The 15900-nt window shown below is 62.8% G+C and carries 13 protein-coding genes; 10 read left to right on the top strand and 3 right to left on the bottom strand.

The genetic code is table 11. The annotated features are described in order from the left end of the window. The first annotated feature begins 232 nt into the window (after positions 1-232). From OW521_RS07275 to dhaM, 6 genes are all read left to right on the top strand, one after another. A complete protein-coding gene (locus OW521_RS07275; RefSeq protein WP_268024136.1) occupies positions 233-2725 on the top strand; it encodes an ATP-dependent Clp protease ATP-binding subunit in 2493 nt (830 codons plus the stop codon). Between the two features lie 170 nt (positions 2726-2895). Then, positions 2896-4998, top strand: a complete 2103-nt coding sequence (locus OW521_RS07270; protein WP_268024134.1) for a S9 family peptidase — start codon at positions 2896-2898, stop codon at positions 4996-4998. A gap of 87 nt (positions 4999-5085) precedes the next feature. Then, the gene (locus OW521_RS07265; protein WP_265980666.1) at positions 5086-5595 is read left to right on the top strand and encodes an amino-acid N-acetyltransferase; all 510 of its coding nucleotides are present in this window, start codon (positions 5086-5088) and stop codon (positions 5593-5595) included. 517 nt (positions 5596-6112) lie between these two features. Further along, positions 6113-7114, top strand: coding sequence for a dihydroxyacetone kinase subunit DhaK (dhaK, locus tag OW521_RS07260; protein WP_268024133.1), 1002 nt, complete (start codon positions 6113-6115; stop codon positions 7112-7114). A 2-nt stretch (positions 7115-7116) separates the two neighbouring features. Beyond that, the gene (gene dhaL, locus OW521_RS07255) at positions 7117-7767 is read left to right on the top strand and encodes a dihydroxyacetone kinase subunit DhaL (protein ID WP_268025732.1); all 651 of its coding nucleotides are present in this window, start codon (positions 7117-7119) and stop codon (positions 7765-7767) included. After that, positions 7764-8459, top strand: coding sequence for a dihydroxyacetone kinase phosphoryl donor subunit DhaM (dhaM, locus tag OW521_RS07250; protein ID WP_268024132.1), 696 nt, complete (start codon positions 7764-7766; stop codon positions 8457-8459). The genes dhaL and dhaM overlap by 4 nt, the downstream gene beginning before the upstream one ends. A gap of 59 nt (positions 8460-8518) precedes the next feature. Here the strand turns inward: dhaM and OW521_RS07245 are convergent, their stop codons facing one another. Next, complete coding sequence (locus OW521_RS07245) at positions 8519-8902, bottom strand: hypothetical protein (protein WP_326494012.1); 384 nt, start codon at positions 8900-8902, stop codon at positions 8519-8521. A gap of 281 nt (positions 8903-9183) precedes the next feature. Then, the gene (locus OW521_RS07240; RefSeq protein WP_268024130.1) at positions 9184-9804 is read right to left on the bottom strand and encodes a winged helix-turn-helix domain-containing protein; all 621 of its coding nucleotides are present in this window, start codon (positions 9802-9804) and stop codon (positions 9184-9186) included. 417 nt (positions 9805-10221) lie between these two features. On the opposite strand from OW521_RS07240, the gene OW521_RS07235 reads away from it, so the two are divergent. The 4 genes from OW521_RS07235 (at position 10222) to OW521_RS07220 (ending at position 14820) form a co-directional block, all read left to right on the top strand. Continuing rightward, complete coding sequence (locus OW521_RS07235; protein ID WP_268024129.1) at positions 10222-11358, top strand: radical SAM protein; 1137 nt, start codon at positions 10222-10224, stop codon at positions 11356-11358. A 4-nt stretch (positions 11359-11362) separates the two neighbouring features. Beyond that, positions 11363-12610, top strand: a complete 1248-nt coding sequence (locus OW521_RS07230) for an MFS transporter (protein WP_268024128.1) — start codon at positions 11363-11365, stop codon at positions 12608-12610. 33 nt (positions 12611-12643) lie between these two features. Beyond that, positions 12644-13582: a hypothetical protein gene (locus tag OW521_RS07225; RefSeq protein WP_268024126.1), complete on the top strand. Its 939-nt coding sequence runs from the start codon at positions 12644-12646 to the stop codon at positions 13580-13582. Between the two features lie 581 nt (positions 13583-14163). Further along, entirely contained in the window at positions 14164-14820 is a 657-nt protein-coding gene (locus tag OW521_RS07220; RefSeq protein WP_268024124.1) for a class I SAM-dependent DNA methyltransferase, read from the top strand. Positions 14821-14860: 40 nt separating this feature from the next. Here OW521_RS07220 and OW521_RS07215 read toward each other — a convergent pair whose 3' ends face one another. Next, positions 14861-15829 carry an A/G-specific adenine glycosylase gene (locus OW521_RS07215; RefSeq protein WP_326494011.1) on the bottom strand — a complete coding sequence of 323 codons (969 nt, stop codon included), beginning with the start codon at positions 15827-15829 and terminating at the stop codon, positions 14861-14863. Positions 15830-15900: the final 71 nt, after the last annotated feature.

Below are 15900 nucleotides of genomic sequence, written 5' to 3'. Positions count from 1 at the left end.
GGTGTTCGCTGAGTACAACGACGGCGGGTAGGCGGCCCGCGACGGCGGGAGGGGGAAGCCCCGCTTCGCCGTAGAGCATGGTGTTTAGTCCACCAAAGCCGCGCCAACGACGCTCCATGGCGTGAGTGAACTTATTCCCGGTGCGCCCATGTTTCCCCTGTGGCGAACACGCCCCAAAATTCCTGCGTTGCCACGTAGCATCAAAGTACGTCGTAGCTAGGAGTGTGGCGAAATGTTTGAGAGATTTACGGACCGTGCCCGTCGCGTTGTTGTGCTTGCCCAAGAAGAGGCACGCATGCTCAACCACAACTACATCGGTACCGAGCACATCCTCTTGGGTCTGATCCACGAGGGTGAAGGCGTTGCCGCCAAGGCGCTTGAGTCCCTGAGCATTTCGCTCGATGGCGTCCGCGAGCAGGTACAGGAGATCATCGGCCAGGGCCAGCAAGCCCCGTCCGGTCACATCCCCTTCACCCCGCGCGCCAAGAAGGTACTTGAGCTTTCGCTCCGCGAAGCCCTGCAGCTCGGCCACAACTACATCGGCACCGAGCACATCCTGCTGGGCCTCATCCGTGAGGGCGAAGGCGTTGCCGCGCAGGTGCTCGTCAAGCTTGGCGCGGACCTCAACCGGGTCCGCCAGCAGGTCATCCAGCTGCTCTCCGGCTACCAGGGTAAGGAAGCCGCAGGCCCTGGCTCGGGACCTGGCCAGCAGGAAGGCACTCCTGCCGGTTCGGTGGTGCTGGACCAGTTCGGCCGCAACCTCACGCAGGCCGCGCGCGAAAACAAGCTTGATCCGGTGATCGGCCGCGAGCTGGAGATGGAACGCGTCATGCAGGTCCTCTCCCGCCGCACCAAGAACAACCCCGTCCTGATCGGCGAGCCCGGCGTCGGCAAGACCGCTGTCGTCGAAGGCCTCGCCCAGGCGATCGTCCGCGGGGACGTCCCGGAAACCATCAAGGACAAGCAGCTTTACACGCTCGACCTCGGTTCCCTGGTGGCTGGTTCCCGCTACCGCGGTGACTTCGAAGAGCGGCTGAAAAAGGTCCTCAAGGAAATCCGCACCCGCGGCGACATCATCCTCTTCATCGACGAGATCCACACCCTCGTGGGCGCCGGTGCGGCAGAGGGTGCCATCGATGCCGCGTCGATCCTCAAGCCGATGCTTGCCCGTGGTGAACTCCAGACCATCGGTGCCACCACCCTGGATGAGTACCGTAAGCACATCGAGAAGGATGCCGCCCTGGAGCGCCGCTTCCAGCCGATCCAGGTCAAGGAGCCTTCCGTCGCGCATGCGATCGAGATCCTCAAGGGCCTGCGTGACCGCTACGAAGCGCACCACCGCGTGACGATCACCGACGGCGCCCTTGCTTCGGCGGCAACGCTGGCCGAGCGCTACATTTCGGACCGCTTCCTGCCGGACAAGGCGATCGACCTGATCGACGAAGCCGGTGCGCGCCTCCGTATTCGCCGCATGACGGCTCCGCCGGAGCTCAAGGCAATGGATGAGCGAATCGCCGCAGTGAAGATGGAGAAGGAATCGGCCATCGACGCCCAGGACTTCGAAGGCGCCGCCTCGCTGCGCGACAAGGAGCAGAAGCTCATTGCCGAGCGTGCCGAAAAGGAACGCAACTGGAAGTCCGGCGGCATGGACGATATCTCCGAGGTAGACGAAGACCTGATTGCCGAAGTTCTCGCGAACTCAACCGGCATCCCGGTCTTCAAGCTCACCGAAGAAGAGTCCTCGCGCCTGCTGAAGATGGAAGACGAGCTGCACAAGCGCGTCGTTGGCCAGGACGAGGCCATCCGTGCCCTCTCCCAGGCCATCCGCCGCACCCGTGCAGGCCTCAAGGACCCCAAGCGTCCGGGCGGTTCGTTCATCTTCGCCGGCCCGACCGGCGTCGGCAAGACCGAACTCGCCAAGGCCCTCGCCGAATTCCTGTTTGGTGAAGAGGATGCCCTCATCACGCTGGACATGTCCGAATACTCCGAGAAGCACACGGTCTCGCGTCTCTTCGGGGCCCCTCCGGGCTACGTCGGCTACGAAGAGGGCGGGCAGCTGACCGAGAAGGTCCGCCGTCGTCCGTTCTCCGTGGTGCTGTTCGATGAAGTGGAGAAGGCCCACGCCGATCTCTTCAACTCGCTGCTGCAGATCCTGGAAGATGGTCGCCTGACCGACTCCCAGGGCCGCGTGGTGGACTTCAAGAACACCGTGATCATCATGACCACGAACCTGGGAACGCGCGATATCTCCAAGAGCGTGGCGACCGGCTTCCAGTCCGGCACGGACACGACCACCGGCTACAACCGGATGCGGGCACGGGTCACGGAAGAGCTCAAGCAGCACTTCCGCCCCGAGTTCCTCAACCGCGTTGACGACGTCGTGGTGTTCCCGCAGCTCACGCAGGACGAGATCATCGAGATCGTCGACCTGTTCGTCACGCGCCTCGAGGCACGCCTCAAGGACAAGGACATGGGTATCGAACTCACCACGGCCGCCAAGGTGCTCCTGGCCACACGTGGCTACGATCCCGCCATGGGTGCCCGGCCTCTGCGCCGCACCATCCAGCGCGAGATCGAGGACCAGCTCTCCGAGAAGATCCTCTTCGGCGAACTGCACACGGGCGACATAGTGGTGGTCGACGTGGACGGCGAAGGAGACGACGCCAAGTTCACGTTCGCAGGCAATGCCAAACCGCGCATCCCGGAAATCGCTCCGAGCGCCTAAGTTCCGACTCAAAAGCCCCGTCCGTTCCGAAAGGAATGGACGGGGCTTTTGCGTTCCCGAACTCCGAGGTTCGAACGGGCTTTGAGTAAACCCCCGTAATATCTGAAAGCACTGTTTCACTCTCAGTGAACCTTCTGTGATCTGGCCCACATTGCGTGTTGAATCGGAGCATGGATTCGAATGCCTCAGAGACCCCGAGCACACAACCCGAAACTCCTTTCCACGATCTCGACCATTACCTGGCCATCCCCCGGGTTGGCGGCTTGGCCCTTAGCCCGGACGGAAGCCGCCTGGTCACCACGGTTTCCACCCTCAACGCCAAGGGAACGGAATACGTGACGGCTCTTTGGGAACTCGATCCTGCGGGGAAGAGGCATGCGCGCCGCATCACGCGCAGCGCCAAAGGCGAGACCGGCGCGGTGTTTGCCGCCAACGGTGACCTCTACTTCACTTCGGCCCGCCCCGACCCGGACAGCCCTGAGGCCGATCCTGTGAGCGCTTTGTGGCTCCTCCCGGCAGACGGCGGGGAGGCCCGGGTGGTGCACTCCCGCGCGGGTGGCGTTGGGGGCGTTATGGCCGCGTCAGCCGCTGATGCCACTTTCGTGACCGCCTCGGTCCTGGCCGGTTCCACCGATGAGGAAAATGATGAGGAACGGCGCAAGAGCCGCAAGGACAACAAGGTGGCGGCCATTCTGCACACCGGCTACCCGGTTCGCTACTGGGACGCCGATCTGGGCCCAGCTCAGCCCAGGCTGTTTGCCGTGGAAAACGGGGACGTGGCTGAGTCCGGAAAGCCCGCGACCGTGGACGCTACTGCGCCCCTGAAGCTGCGCAATCTGACTCCCGACGTCGGCGGCAACCTCCGCAACACCCGCGCGGTGGTCAGCCCCGACGGCAACACGATCTACACGAGCCTGGCCAAGCCGCTCGCGAAGGCCGATACGCGCTTTGTCCTCGCCGCCGTCGACGTCGCCTCTGGCTCCCTCAAGGTGCTTTTGGACCATGAGGGGATGAGCTATTTCCCGGGCCCGGTCAGCCCTGACAACAGCAGGATCGCGGTCGTCAGTGAAAGTGACAGCACCCCCGGGGAGGCGCCCCAGGTCAAGCTCCACGTTTTGAACGTCGCAAGCGGAGAAACCCTTGACCTTGAGCCGCTCGCGCCCGGTTGGGACCGCTGGGGAAGTCCCGCTGCATGGCTTCCCGATGCGCGCTCGCTCCTCGTCACAGCCGACGACGACGGCGCCGCCCCTGTCTTCCGGGCCAGCGTCGCTGACGGTACCGTCACCCAGGTGACGCAGGACGCGTCGGCGTACACCGACGTCGTGGTTTCCCCGGACGGGCTGAGCGCCTTCGCGCTGCGCAGCTCTTACGAGTTCCCGGCGGAAGCCGTGCGGATCGACCTCGTGACGGGGGAAGTGGAGCGCCTCCCAGCGCCGGCCCAGCGCCCCAAGATCAAGGGTTCGTTGGAGCGGGTGGAGACGGCCGCGGCGGACGGATCGCGGGTTCCGGCCTACCTGGCGCTGCCGGAAGGGGCCTCGGAGGCGAATCCGGCGCCCCTGCTGCTGTGGATCCACGGGGGACCCCTGGGCTCATGGAATGCCTGGACCTGGCGGTGGAACCCCTGGTTGCTCGTGTCGAAGGGGTACGCCGTACTGTTGCCCGACCCCGCATTGTCCACCGGGTATGGGCAAAAATACATCCAGCGCGGCTGGGGTGAGTGGGGCAAGGCTCCGTTTACGGACCTCATGGCTATCACTGACGCGGTGATCCAGCGGCCCGAGATTGACCAGACGCGGACTGCCGCGATGGGTGGGTCGTTCGGCGGATACATGGCCAACTGGGTGGCCGGACAGACGGACCGTTTCAAAGCGATCGTGACGCACGCCAGTTTGTGGGCCCTGGACCAGTTCGGCCCCACCACGGACGCTTCGCAGTATTGGCTCAAGGAAATGACCGCAGAGATGGCTATGGAGAATTCGCCCCATCTCCATGTTGGAAAGATCAATACGCCTATGCTGGTGATCCACGGCGACAAGGATTATCGGGTGCCTATCGGCGAAGGCCTGAGGCTTTGGTACGAACTGCTCTCCAGTTCCGGGCTGCCTGCCGACGACAACGGCGAGACCCAACACCGTTTCTTGTATTTCCCGGACGAGAACCATTGGATCCTGCAGCCACAGCACGCCAAGGTCTGGTACGGCGTGGTGGAGCACTTCTTGGCTAAGCAGGTATTGGGGCAAGACGTCCCCGTTCCTGAGGAACTGGGGATATAGGCGCCTCCGGCTCGGAGGCTGGTGCGGAAAGTCGCCCCGAACGCGGGGGTAACCGTCCCGGCCCCCCTCGCCTCGTAAGATTGGGCTGTGACTTCGACGTTCAGTATCCGCCCTGCCCGTACCGGTGATGTTGCCGCGATCAAAAGGCTTGTGGCGCCGCTGGCAGAGCAACGAATCCTGATGGCCAAGGAAACCGTGGCCTACTACGAAAGCCTTCAGGAGTTCCGGATTGCCGAGTCGTCCGACGGTGAGGTAATCGGTTGCGGCGCTCTGCACGTGATGTGGGAGGACCTGGCCGAGGTGCGCACCTTGGCGGCGGACGACAATTGGCGCGGCAAGGGCGTGGGCCACGTCCTTGTCCAGCAGCTGCTGGAGGACGCGCGCGCCTTGGGCGTTGCCCGGGTTTTCTGCCTGACGTTCGAAGTGGACTTCTTCAAGCGCCACGGATTCGAAGTCATGGCGGACCAAACGGCAGTGGACCCCCAGGTCTATTCGGAATTGCTCCGCTCCCATGACGAAGGCGTTGCCGAGTTCCTCGATCTGGCGCGCGTGAAGCCGAACACCCTGGGCAACACCCGCATGATCAAGTTCCTCTAGCCCCGGTATTTCTCGCGGGTTCCGTAATGTCCTAGGCATCAAGTCTTTACGTATATCAACTTGATGGATAAACTGGTCGAGGCTCGGTTGCGGCGAGCCAACCATACTGTGGAGGCGAGAAATGAAGTACCACGTTATGTTTCCGGACTTTTCAGGTTTCCAGATAGACATGCCGCGCCCTGGCTCCGCATCGGAGTCGCGCAAGCGGGGGACCGGGGGTTGCATGCGGGAAGCGTGCACGAACCTCTGGCCGGACTCGTTGGCCAAGGGCGCAACTGCCCAGGACCCCAGTACCGGCCGATTGATGGTTGGCGGGCCGCCGCACTAACGCGGGCGCACTAACGCCGGCCCACCAACAAGGTGCAAACCGGAACGTTTCAGAAGGGACAGCCATTGGGGGCTGTCCCTTCTGCGTTTCCGGGTTCGCAGCTTTCCACATACGGAACCATTCCCCTACCGTGCCCGGGGCGCTGGTAGTAGGGTCAAATCACCTACCAGCCACCCCCAGGAGCACGTCATGAAAAAACTCATCAACGATCCCCGTTCCGTGGTGGACGAGTCCGTCGAGGGATTTGGCATGGCCCATGCCGAGCTCGTGGACGTCCATACGGATCCCATCTTCGTCGTCCGAAAAGGTGCGCCCGTGGCCGGCAAAGTGGCGCTTGTGTCGGGAGGAGGGAGCGGCCATGAGCCACTTCATGCCGGTTTTGTTGGGCACGGAATGCTCGACGCCGCCGTGCCGGGTGCCGTCTTCACCTCGCCCACGCCTGACCAGATCATTCCGGCCACTGCGGCAGTCGATTCGGGGGCCGGCGTCTTGCACATCGTGAAGAACTACACCGGTGACGTCCTGAATTTCGAGACAGCGGCGGAGATGGCCCAGGCCGAAGGAATCAGCGTCCGCACGGTTCTCGTCAATGACGACGTCGCGGTGGAGGATTCGCTGTACACGGCGGGCCGGCGCGGCGTGGGAGGCACCGTGCTGGTGGAAAAGATTGCCGGAGCGGCCGCCGAACGGGGGGATTCGCTGGACGCCGTCGCGGGAGTGGCAGAAGGGGTTGTCCGCAACGTGCGCACTATGGGTGTGGCCCTGTCCGGCTGCACCGTCCCACATGCCGGGGTGCCTAGCTTTGAGCTTGCTGACGACGAAATTGAAATCGGAATAGGGATTCACGGTGAGCCTGGCAGGCACCGGATCGCCATGGAGAGCGCCGACGCCATCACTGGCCGTTTGTTGGATCCCGTCCTGGACGACCTGGCGATCAGAGCCGGGGAAGAAGTGCTGCTCTTCGTCAACGGCATGGGTGGTACCCCCCTCAGCGAGCTGTACATTGTTTACCGGCGGGCGGCCCAGATCCTCGCCGAAAGAGGAGCCAAAGTGGAACGCTCGCTGGTGGGCAACTACGTCACGTCTCTTGAGATGCAGGGCTGCTCCATATCGGTGCTGCGGCTCGATGACGAACTGACAGCACTATGGGATGCGCCCGTTCACACTCCGGCCCTGCGTTGGGGGATGTGACTGTGCGTCTGGGGGTCGACTGGGCGGTTCAATGGCTGACGCTCTCCGCGCGGCTCATGTCCGAGCATCGCGAGGAGCTAATTGCGTTGGACCGTGCGATTGGCGACTCGGACCACGGCGAAAACATGGACCGCGGATTCCAGGCCGTCATGGAGAAGCTTGCCCAAACTCCGCCGGAAACACCTGGGGCAGCACTGAAGCTGGCGGCGATGGCCCTGATGTCCAAGGTGGGCGGGGCAGCCGGCCCGTTGTACGGAACCGCGTACCTTCGGGCAGCCACGGCACTCGGAGAGAGCTCGGAGATCGACGCTGCGGCGCTCGCCGGAGCATTGACCGCGGCCCGTGACGGAATTGTCGCCCGAGGCAAGGCGGAACTGGGCGATAAAACAATGGTGGATGCGTGGTCCCCGGCCGTCGAAGCAGCGGATGAGGTCCTAGTGGCCGGCGGAGATGCCGTGGCCGTGCTGGCAGCTGCAGCCGAGGCTGCCGAGGTTGGCGCCGTGACAACAGATCCCCTGGTGGCGCGCAAGGGCAGGGCAAGCTACCTCGGTGAACGCAGCGCAGGCCACCGTGATCCCGGGGCTGCGTCTTCGGCGCTGCTGCTGCGAGCAGCGGCCACCGCCGCGGGGTTCCCCGAGGGGGCCGCCGAATGACGGTGGCCTTGGTGGTGGTCTCGCACAGCCGGAAGATCGCGGAAGGCGCGGTGGAATTGGCCGCACAGATGGCCCCCAATGTGAGGTTCTACGCGGTGGGTGGAACGGATGATGGCCGGATTGGCACTGACCTGGAGAGAACAATCGCCGCATTCGAGGCCGGACTTGCGGAGGCTTCCGGGGACGGGGTGGTGGTGCTGACGGACCTTGGCTCCGCAGTCATGACGGCGGAGTCAGCGGTGGAGTTCTGCAGTGAGCCGGACAGGGTTCTCCTTGCCGACGCCCCCTTGGTGGAAGGCCTGGTTGCCGCTGCCGTGGCCACCCAAGGTGGGGCCGAGGCCGCCAGCGTGAAGGCCGCTGCAGAATCGATTCGATTCGGTCCGGAGCCCACTTTTGACGCCGCGGGGTCGGCTCAATCCCAAGGCCGGGGTGAGCCGGCGGAAAGCGACGAATTCGAGCTCATCAACCCCATGGGAATGCACGCCAGGCCTGCGGCGAAAATTGCGGGTGGATTGGCCGGCCTTGACGTCGAGGCAACGGTTAACGGCGTCGATGGCACATCAATCATGGAACTTATGAGCCTTGCCGTGGGTCAGGGCGGCAAGCTCAGGGTCGAGGCTTGGGGCAAAGATGCGTCGAAAGCCGTGAATTACGTCCGGCGACTCGTGGAACAGGGCTTCGGGGAGATCTGAGGTGGCTCCAGGAAAAGGAGCGCAGAGGTGGCTCCTGCCGGTTTTGAGCGTCCTGGGGCTCATGCCTGGCGTAGACCGTTGGCGTCCAGCAACAGGCTTGCCGTGATGACAGTGGGACACTGTTCGCCCCAGGGTTTGGCGCTCTTGGGCGTGAAATCCAGTGTCCTGACCGGCAGGGACCCACCGTTGCCGTCGGAACCCGTTACCTCGGCATTGATGAGCGACGCCGTCAGTGTCCCCATGTTCAGGAAACCGTAGCGTGTGCCATCCGGCGACGAAACGGCTGAGCACGCCCCCTCGGGTTCGGGACTACAGGATTGAGGAACTGACACGCTGCCTGGGCGCATCTCCAAATCGGCCTCACGGCATTTCCCGTCCTGGCACGCCTTCAAGTGCACGGTTTTGACGGTGGGCGCGTACTCTGCGGCAATGGTCAGGGACACCACCGGGGCCATTGCAATTGCCGGGCACACGGTCACTTGAGGCTGGCATCCCGAACCGAGCGCCGTCGTGATCAATGCGATTATGGCCCACAACCTTCGCATAATTTGAGCGTATTCCTGCGGCGGCTTCCCGGACCGCCATTTCGGCAACTGGCAGGCACATCGTTACAGACATCTACGGACCGTTGCAGCTCCGCGACCTCACGGCGCAAGGCCGCTACAAGGCGTTGCAGACGCCCAAAAAACCGGAGCGCCCGTGGCTGGCATCGTCGGGTACTGACTCAGGCTTGATTTCGGTGCTGTTGGTTGGGGAGCAGCGGGAAGGCGTTGAAGTGTATTTGGACCGGGCGGGAGCCTTCCTGCTCGCCTTCCTCGTCCAGTTCCGCGGCTAGACCTGCGATCTGGTCCCGGACACGTGTTGCGAGCTTTTCCAGTTGCCCCGGTGTCATCCGCAGGTTGAAGGTCGTGATGACCCCGGCGTCCTTCCATTCGCCGTCGGTGACCTGCCAGGCATTGTCGAGGAAGTCCATCAGCGCTTCCGTGCGCCGTTGGGCGAACTCTTTGGCGACCATCCGAACGGTCTCGTCGTCGGCCGGCGTCTCGGAGCTCTCGCCTGTATCCAACCCCACCGACCCCCGGGAACGCTCCCACCAGCGTTCCCGGGAGGAGCCTTTGCCCTCGATTTCGTGCACGAATCCATGCTTGGCAAGTTGACGGAGGTGATAGCTCGTCACTCCGCTGGACTCGCCCAGGAGTGTGGCCAGGCTGGAGGAATTTTGGGATCCCTGGACCGTGAGCACCTCCAGAATCTCGATCCTTAGCGGGTGCGCGAGGGCTTTCAGGGAAGCCGAACCCATGATCCGGCTCTGTCGCTGGCCAGCGACAAAGCTTTCTTGATCCATGCCAGAGACGTCCATGAGACACAACTTACCATTCCAAAGGAAATTCCTTTGCAAAGCTTGGTCTGCAAATAAATCTATGCAAATATTTGTTTGCAGGCGTCTTCAGAGCTGGATTTGGGGGCGGCCACTCGTGGCCGGAACGCGATGAAGGTTGACCCGGACCCGGGGCGCTGTCCTGGGTCGGGGTCAGATGCCGGTACCAAAGCGGCTGGCCTCGGCGAGTCATCAAAATCAATGAAGAAACGGAGCATCACATGGAAATCATCACCAAGGCACTCGGCGAGTCCAACGACAAGATCACCGCCTGGGCGTTCTCAAGCGAGTAATCCTCCACGGCAGTAGTCCTAGTCCGGCCTCGGCGGGGGAGTCGAAGAGTCTTCCGCCCGGGCCGGACATCCAACTAGCAAGGTGAAATCCATGGGTGCAGGCAGCGGAATCGACACGTTCATCATCAAGACAGTGGAGTGGTGCAATTTGAACTGCTCGTATTGCTACTTCTACCACGGGCAGGATACGTCGTTTGAGAACCGGCCCCGCTTTATGCCGCGCAAGACCATCGAACACGCAGTTCCCAAGATCATCGAACACTGCCTCGCCAACGGAATCTCCGACATCCATCTGACCCTCCACGGCGGCGAGCCACTTCTTCAGCCCAAGAAGGACTATTTGTGGATGATGGAGCAGTTCGACAAGATCGACGCCGCCGGCATCACCACGCACCGAAAGATCACCACCAACGCCGTCACGCTTAACGATGAGTGGGCCGAGCTGCTGGCCAGATACTCGGTCAACGTCGGCATCAGCCTGGACGGCACCCGTGAAGCCCACGATTCAGCCAGAGTCGACCTTGCCGGAAGAGGCTCCTACGACAGGGTAATCCGGGGACTGAAGTCTGCACAAAAATTCGGCGACAAAGGCCTCAAGGTCGGGACCATCAGCGTCTTGAACCCCTTCGAAAATGGCAAGCTGATCTACGAGCACCTTCGTGGCCTGGGGGTGAAGACCATCAATCTTGTCCTTCCGGAGGCCAACTACGTCCAGCCGCTGGATGCTCCGTTGGACGGCTACGCGCACAAGGACCTGGTGATCGATATCTTCGATGCGTGGATCCAGGAGGACAACGCCGAAGTAAGTATCCGGTTCTTCCAGGACGCCATCCGGGCCGTCGCCGGACTTCCGAGCTACAGCGACCAGTTCGGCTTCGCGCCGGTCAACGTTGCGGTCCTCGAAACGGATGGTTCCATGCAGCCGACAGACAACTTCCGGGCGTGCGCCGACGGAATGACTGAGCTCGGGCTCAGCATCTACCGCGATTCCTTCGATGATCTTTACAATCATGAGTTCTTCCAACTCTGCCGGGACCAGCAACTGCTCGTTCCGGAAGAATGTTCCGGCTGTAAGTTTCTGGACATCTGCGGCGGAGGGCGCATCAGTACCCGCTACTCGGAAAAGGACGGGTTCTCACGCAAGACCGTGCACTGCGAAACGCTTTATAGCCTGTTCGAGCACATAGAGACCGTGTTGGACAAGCGCCGCCAGCAAGCAGCGGCATAAACTCATGTCGACCGCCGAGGTTGCCGAACACGCGGGAGTCGAGGTCTCCCTGTGGAAACAGTTCTACTTCACCTGGGGCGGGCAGGCAGTCTCGAAGTTCGCCGGCCCGTTCCAGATGATCGCACTTGCCATGTGGGCGCTGAACAGCGGGCACGGTGCCATCGGCGTTTCTGTCATCACCTCCTCCGGACTGTTAGGAACCCTCGCGGGCACCGTCTTCGGCGGGGCAATCGCAGACCGGTACGGAGCGTTGAAAACCATCTTCGGATGTGACCTCGCAAGATTTTTCCTCTCAGGTGCCATAGCCCTTCTTGTCCTTCTGCAAGCCGGGTACAGCTATCCGGCGATTGTCTGCATCAGTTTCTGCAGCAGCATCATTTCCGGGGTCTTCAGCCCCGCGCTGCGGTCGCTCACCCCGGAACTCCTGGCGGAAAGGGACTTCGAAAAGGGAAACAGCGTATTTGGCGCGGTGACAAGTTCATCGCAACTCTTCGGGGCTCTGTTGGGCGGTATCGCCGTCGCCCTGCTCGGCGCTGCAGCGGCGATCGCCGTCAACAGCGCCAGCTTCCTTCTCGGTGCGCTCACCTCTGCATCCGTCCTCGCTGCAGCCCGCAAAACCACAAAAGGCCAACTACCCGACCTTCAGAAGCGCGCCGGTCTGCTCGCATCCACCATGGCCGGACTGAGATATGCACTCGCCACCCCATGGTTGCTTGCGCTGCTCTGCGTTGATTCGGTCACCGACCTTGTCACTGCCGGGCAGCTTTACGTGGGCCTGCCCCTTCTGGCGCAGCAGTCCGGCGGAAGCCTGTCCATGGGGATCCTGCTCTCCGGGTACGGAGCCGGCGCCGTCATCGGATCGGTAGCAAGCGCCTACATGAAAAGCGAATCCCTGCGCAGTGTCAGGGCAGTTCTGTGGCTAAACATCATCCAGGCCCCTTTCCTGACCATCCTGCCGTTCGTCCCTTTTGCAGGCGCGGTCGCCTCCCTGGCCATCGGCGGAATCCTGAACGCCGCAGCGATGACGTACTACATCTCCGTCGTTCAACGGGCAGCACCCAAAGACATGCAATCACGGGTCATGTCCCTCCTCATGACCGGGGGGCTGGTGCTCCAGCCCGTCGGAACCGTGCTGCTCGGAGCCCTCGCCGATGCCGGGTTCCTCCGAGGAACCTTCCTCGCTGGAGGAATCATCATGATCCTCACCGCGACAATCGCGCTCAACATCAAAACCATCCGCCAGTTGAAATAGAAGATCGATACCTAGCAGATATGAGGACGTTCAATGGATAGTTTTTGGAGCGGTACGCTCTCCAGCGTCACGGCTGCGGCCATCGGATGGGTGTTCTCAGCGCTGATCGGTCTCCTCACACGAAAAACACGGTGGAAGCGCCCGGAGAAGGGACATCAAACAGCCGAGAAAGTGTATGCCCGGAACCGGGACGGCAACCAAGTCGTTGTGGCCGGGGATAGCTTCGATGGCCACGTCCAAATCGTTGACGCCCGGACTACCGTTCATCAGAACATGAGCATTTCCTCCCCTCAACGAGCGAAATCCGACGAAGACCAGCATGCAGAGATAGTGGCCGTAGTGGCAGGGGCGCTCATTGCCGGCGCATTGTTCCTCACGCTCCGCGTGCCGCTGATGTGGTTCACCGCCGGCATGGCCTGCGGGCTTTTGGTCACTTTGTTCATCGCCGTGCGCAGAACGTCGGCCTCTGGTCTCTGGAGCTGGCAAGCCGTGGGAACCGTCGTTGAGGTTGTGATTGCCGTGGCAGCCGCGATTTACTCCTGGATCGGTGTATCCACGCAGAGCTGGCGTGGCAACAGCATTGAATCCATCAGTCAGAAAGTCGAAGCGGCATCGGCGGCACACCCCGCACCTCCGGGAATCTTGAGAGAACTGCCTGACCTCATCGGCCGGGCAATGGAACTCTTCAAAGCCGACCCCCCTTACAGTTTCTTCTTCGTCGTTGTGCTGCTCGGCGCTGTCGTCATGTCAGGGGTCCTTCTCCTCCGGAGCTGGTCCTCCCTCTTTGACTGGTGCGCGTATGTCGGGTTCATCCACGGCCCAGGCAGTCAGCGTCTGGAACGGCGCGCGAAACGCTTCGAAAGTCGTGGGTTGAAGGACTGGTTCGGGAATCTGCTCGTCGTCGCCATCACGGTTGCCTTTGCCTCAGGATTGTTCTTTCTTCTCATGGATGCCGCCCTGAGAAATGCATAGCCCCATATACCGCGAGCAACTGACAAGATCAGGGCTTAGGCGTGTTCGGGCATTCCTTCGGGCGTCGGCCATCGGGCTCGCCGGCCGAGCGACACACGTTAGGCACAATGACTGCCGGTGGGAGCGCGTCGCCGCGCAGCGGGCAGGCCAGGTTCCAGCGCAACCACTTGAAGTACCGCTGCGCCTCCAACATGGCACGCGAGTAATCCCCGAAAGGACACGTCGCGAGGGCCCGATGCCCTCGGATTGTAGGCGCCGTAAATCCAACCTTCCGCTGGGACCTCGCGCAGACTCATTTCCCAAGTCGAAATCGCCGGGGGTGGTGGTGCCAATAACCCTGTCGCCCTCTGATCAAAGGCACACGGCGTACACGTTGCTTTGCTGCCAACGCAACATTGCCTCAGGAATTCCGACCACTGCTCGAAGTCCTCTCGATACACCCCATATCCCCACCCCGGCCGCCAGCGAAAATCTCGGGTCTTCCGATAGCCGTGAATAGGGTCGGTAGGTCTTTCTCGGTCAGCGCGCGAAGAAGCAGTAGGGTTCTGGGCATGACGGAACTGGGCATGACGGAACTGGGCATGACTGAACCCGCGGACGTGCATGCCACCCGCGCCGCGTACAACACGGTAGCCTCCGACTACGCCGAACTCCTGCGCAACGAACTAGCCTCGAAGCCGTTTGACCGGGCCATGCTCGGCACCTTTGCGGAACTCGTAGAGGCGGATGGAGGAGGGGTAGTTGCGGACCTTGGTTGCGGCCCCGGACGGATTACGGCGCATTTGGACTCGCTTGGCCTCACGGCTTTCGGCATCGACCTGTCGCCGGAGATGGTGGCGGTAGCCCGCCGGGATCACCCCGGCCTGCAGTTTGATGAAGGCTCCATGGAGGCCCTGCCTCTGGCGGACGGCGCGCTGGGTGGCATTGTCGCCTGGTATTCGATTATCCATACTCCGCCGGCTCGGTTGCCCGCGGTGTTCGCCCAATTCCATCGGGCCCTCCGGGACGGCGGCCTGCTCCTGCTGGCGTTTCAGGCGGGAGATGAACCCCGGCACCTGGATTTCGCCTATGGCCACGAGATCGACCTCGATGCCTACCGCTTGCCGCCGGGCCGCATCGCGGAACTCCTACGTCAGGCAGGCCTTGTTGTGGAAGCACAACTGCTTCGCGAACCAGACGGCAAGCATGAAAAAACCCCGCAGGCCTACCTTCTAGCCCGCAAGCCGGCCCGCGTGTGAGCGAAAGCCCAGATGTAAAGGAAGCAGCGTCAAGGGAACCTTAGGCCGGGAGCCGCAGCCCGGCGTCGTGCATTTCGGCCAGACCGTCGCGCAGGAGTCCCTCAAGCGCCCGTTCCAGCTGCTCCGGGGCCGAATTCAAGCGATGCAGGGCAGCCAAGGGAACCGCTATGCCGTCTGCCGCGAAGCCGAGGTCGGCTGCGGGGCGCTCGAACAGTTCCCGCGCGACGGGCGAAGCGGCCACGCGCAAGACGGCCATGACAGCACCCCGGAGCTGCCGATCTGTGCCGTGCCAGGCCTGGCCTTTGGGTGTGTACGTCGGCGCGGGCTCGCCCGCCGCAAGCCACGCGCAGGACCCGCGGACAGGGCAGTCGGAGCACTTGGGGGAGCGGGCCGTGCATACCAGCGCTCCGAGTTCCATGACGGAGGCGTTCCACCGGACGGAGAGCCGGGCGTCGTCGGGCATGAGGGATTGGGCGAGGCGCATCTCGGACGCCGTGAGCGACGGCGCCGGCAGTGCCAATCCCGAAACGAGCCGGGCATGCACGCGCCGGATGTTCGTATCCACCACGGTTTCGCGCCGCCCGAACGCAAAAGCGGCCACAGCCGCTGCTGTGTAATCGCCGACGCCGGGAAGGCTCAGCAGCGCACCATGCGTGTCCGGAACCTTGCCGCCGTGATCCTCCACAATCGCGACGGCGGCCGCGTGCAGCCTGAGCGCGCGGCGGGGATAGCCGAGCCTGCCCCAATGTCGCACGGCCTCACCCGAGGGCTCCCTCGCGAGATCCGCAGGCTCAGGCCAGCGTTCCATCCAGTCTTCCCACACCGGCAAGACCCGAACTACCGGAGTCTGCTGCAGCATCACCTCGCTGACCAGAATTCCCCACGGGCTGCAGTCCGGCGACCGCCACGGCAGCACCCGGGCCACCTCGGAGAACCAACGGTCCATGGACAGGTGTAAGTCCGAAAGGTGGTGGGTGCCGGCAAGTTCAGCGGCGCTTGGCAATAGCATGTGGATCCCCGTCGGCGTTCGTGGCAAGCCCTGATGGCGGCCGATTCCTGCCATCCACTGTAGTGGAGCCA

Source organism: Arthrobacter sp. MMS18-M83 (assembly GCF_026683955.1).
In the GTDB taxonomy this organism is placed as follows: Bacteria; Actinomycetota; Actinomycetes; order Actinomycetales; family Micrococcaceae; genus Arthrobacter.
The sequence above is the reverse complement of the archived record's forward strand: the minus strand, read 5'-3'. Positions and strand labels throughout refer to the sequence as shown.

Coding starts and splice junctions, on each gene's coding strand:
- OW521_RS07275 (WP_268024136.1), top strand. CDS start 233: ATGTTTGAGAGATTTACGGACCGTGCCCGTCGCGTTGTTGTGCTTGCC.
- OW521_RS07270 (WP_268024134.1), top strand. CDS start 2,896: ATGGATTCGAATGCCTCAGAGACCCCGAGCACACAACCCGAAACTCCT.
- dhaK (WP_268024133.1), top strand. CDS start 6,113: ATGAAAAAACTCATCAACGATCCCCGTTCCGTGGTGGACGAGTCCGTC.
- dhaM (WP_268024132.1), top strand. CDS start 7,764: ATGACGGTGGCCTTGGTGGTGGTCTCGCACAGCCGGAAGATCGCGGAA.
- OW521_RS07240 (WP_268024130.1), bottom strand. CDS start 9,804: ATGGATCAAGAAAGCTTTGTCGCTGGCCAGCGACAGAGCCGGATCATG.
- OW521_RS07235 (WP_268024129.1), top strand. CDS start 10,222: ATGGGTGCAGGCAGCGGAATCGACACGTTCATCATCAAGACAGTGGAG.
- OW521_RS07230 (WP_268024128.1), top strand. CDS start 11,363: ATGTCGACCGCCGAGGTTGCCGAACACGCGGGAGTCGAGGTCTCCCTG.
- OW521_RS07225 (WP_268024126.1), top strand. CDS start 12,644: ATGGATAGTTTTTGGAGCGGTACGCTCTCCAGCGTCACGGCTGCGGCC.
- OW521_RS07220 (WP_268024124.1), top strand. CDS start 14,164: ATGACTGAACCCGCGGACGTGCATGCCACCCGCGCCGCGTACAACACG.
- OW521_RS07215 (WP_326494011.1), bottom strand. CDS start 15,829: ATGCTATTGCCAAGCGCCGCTGAACTTGCCGGCACCCACCACCTTTCG.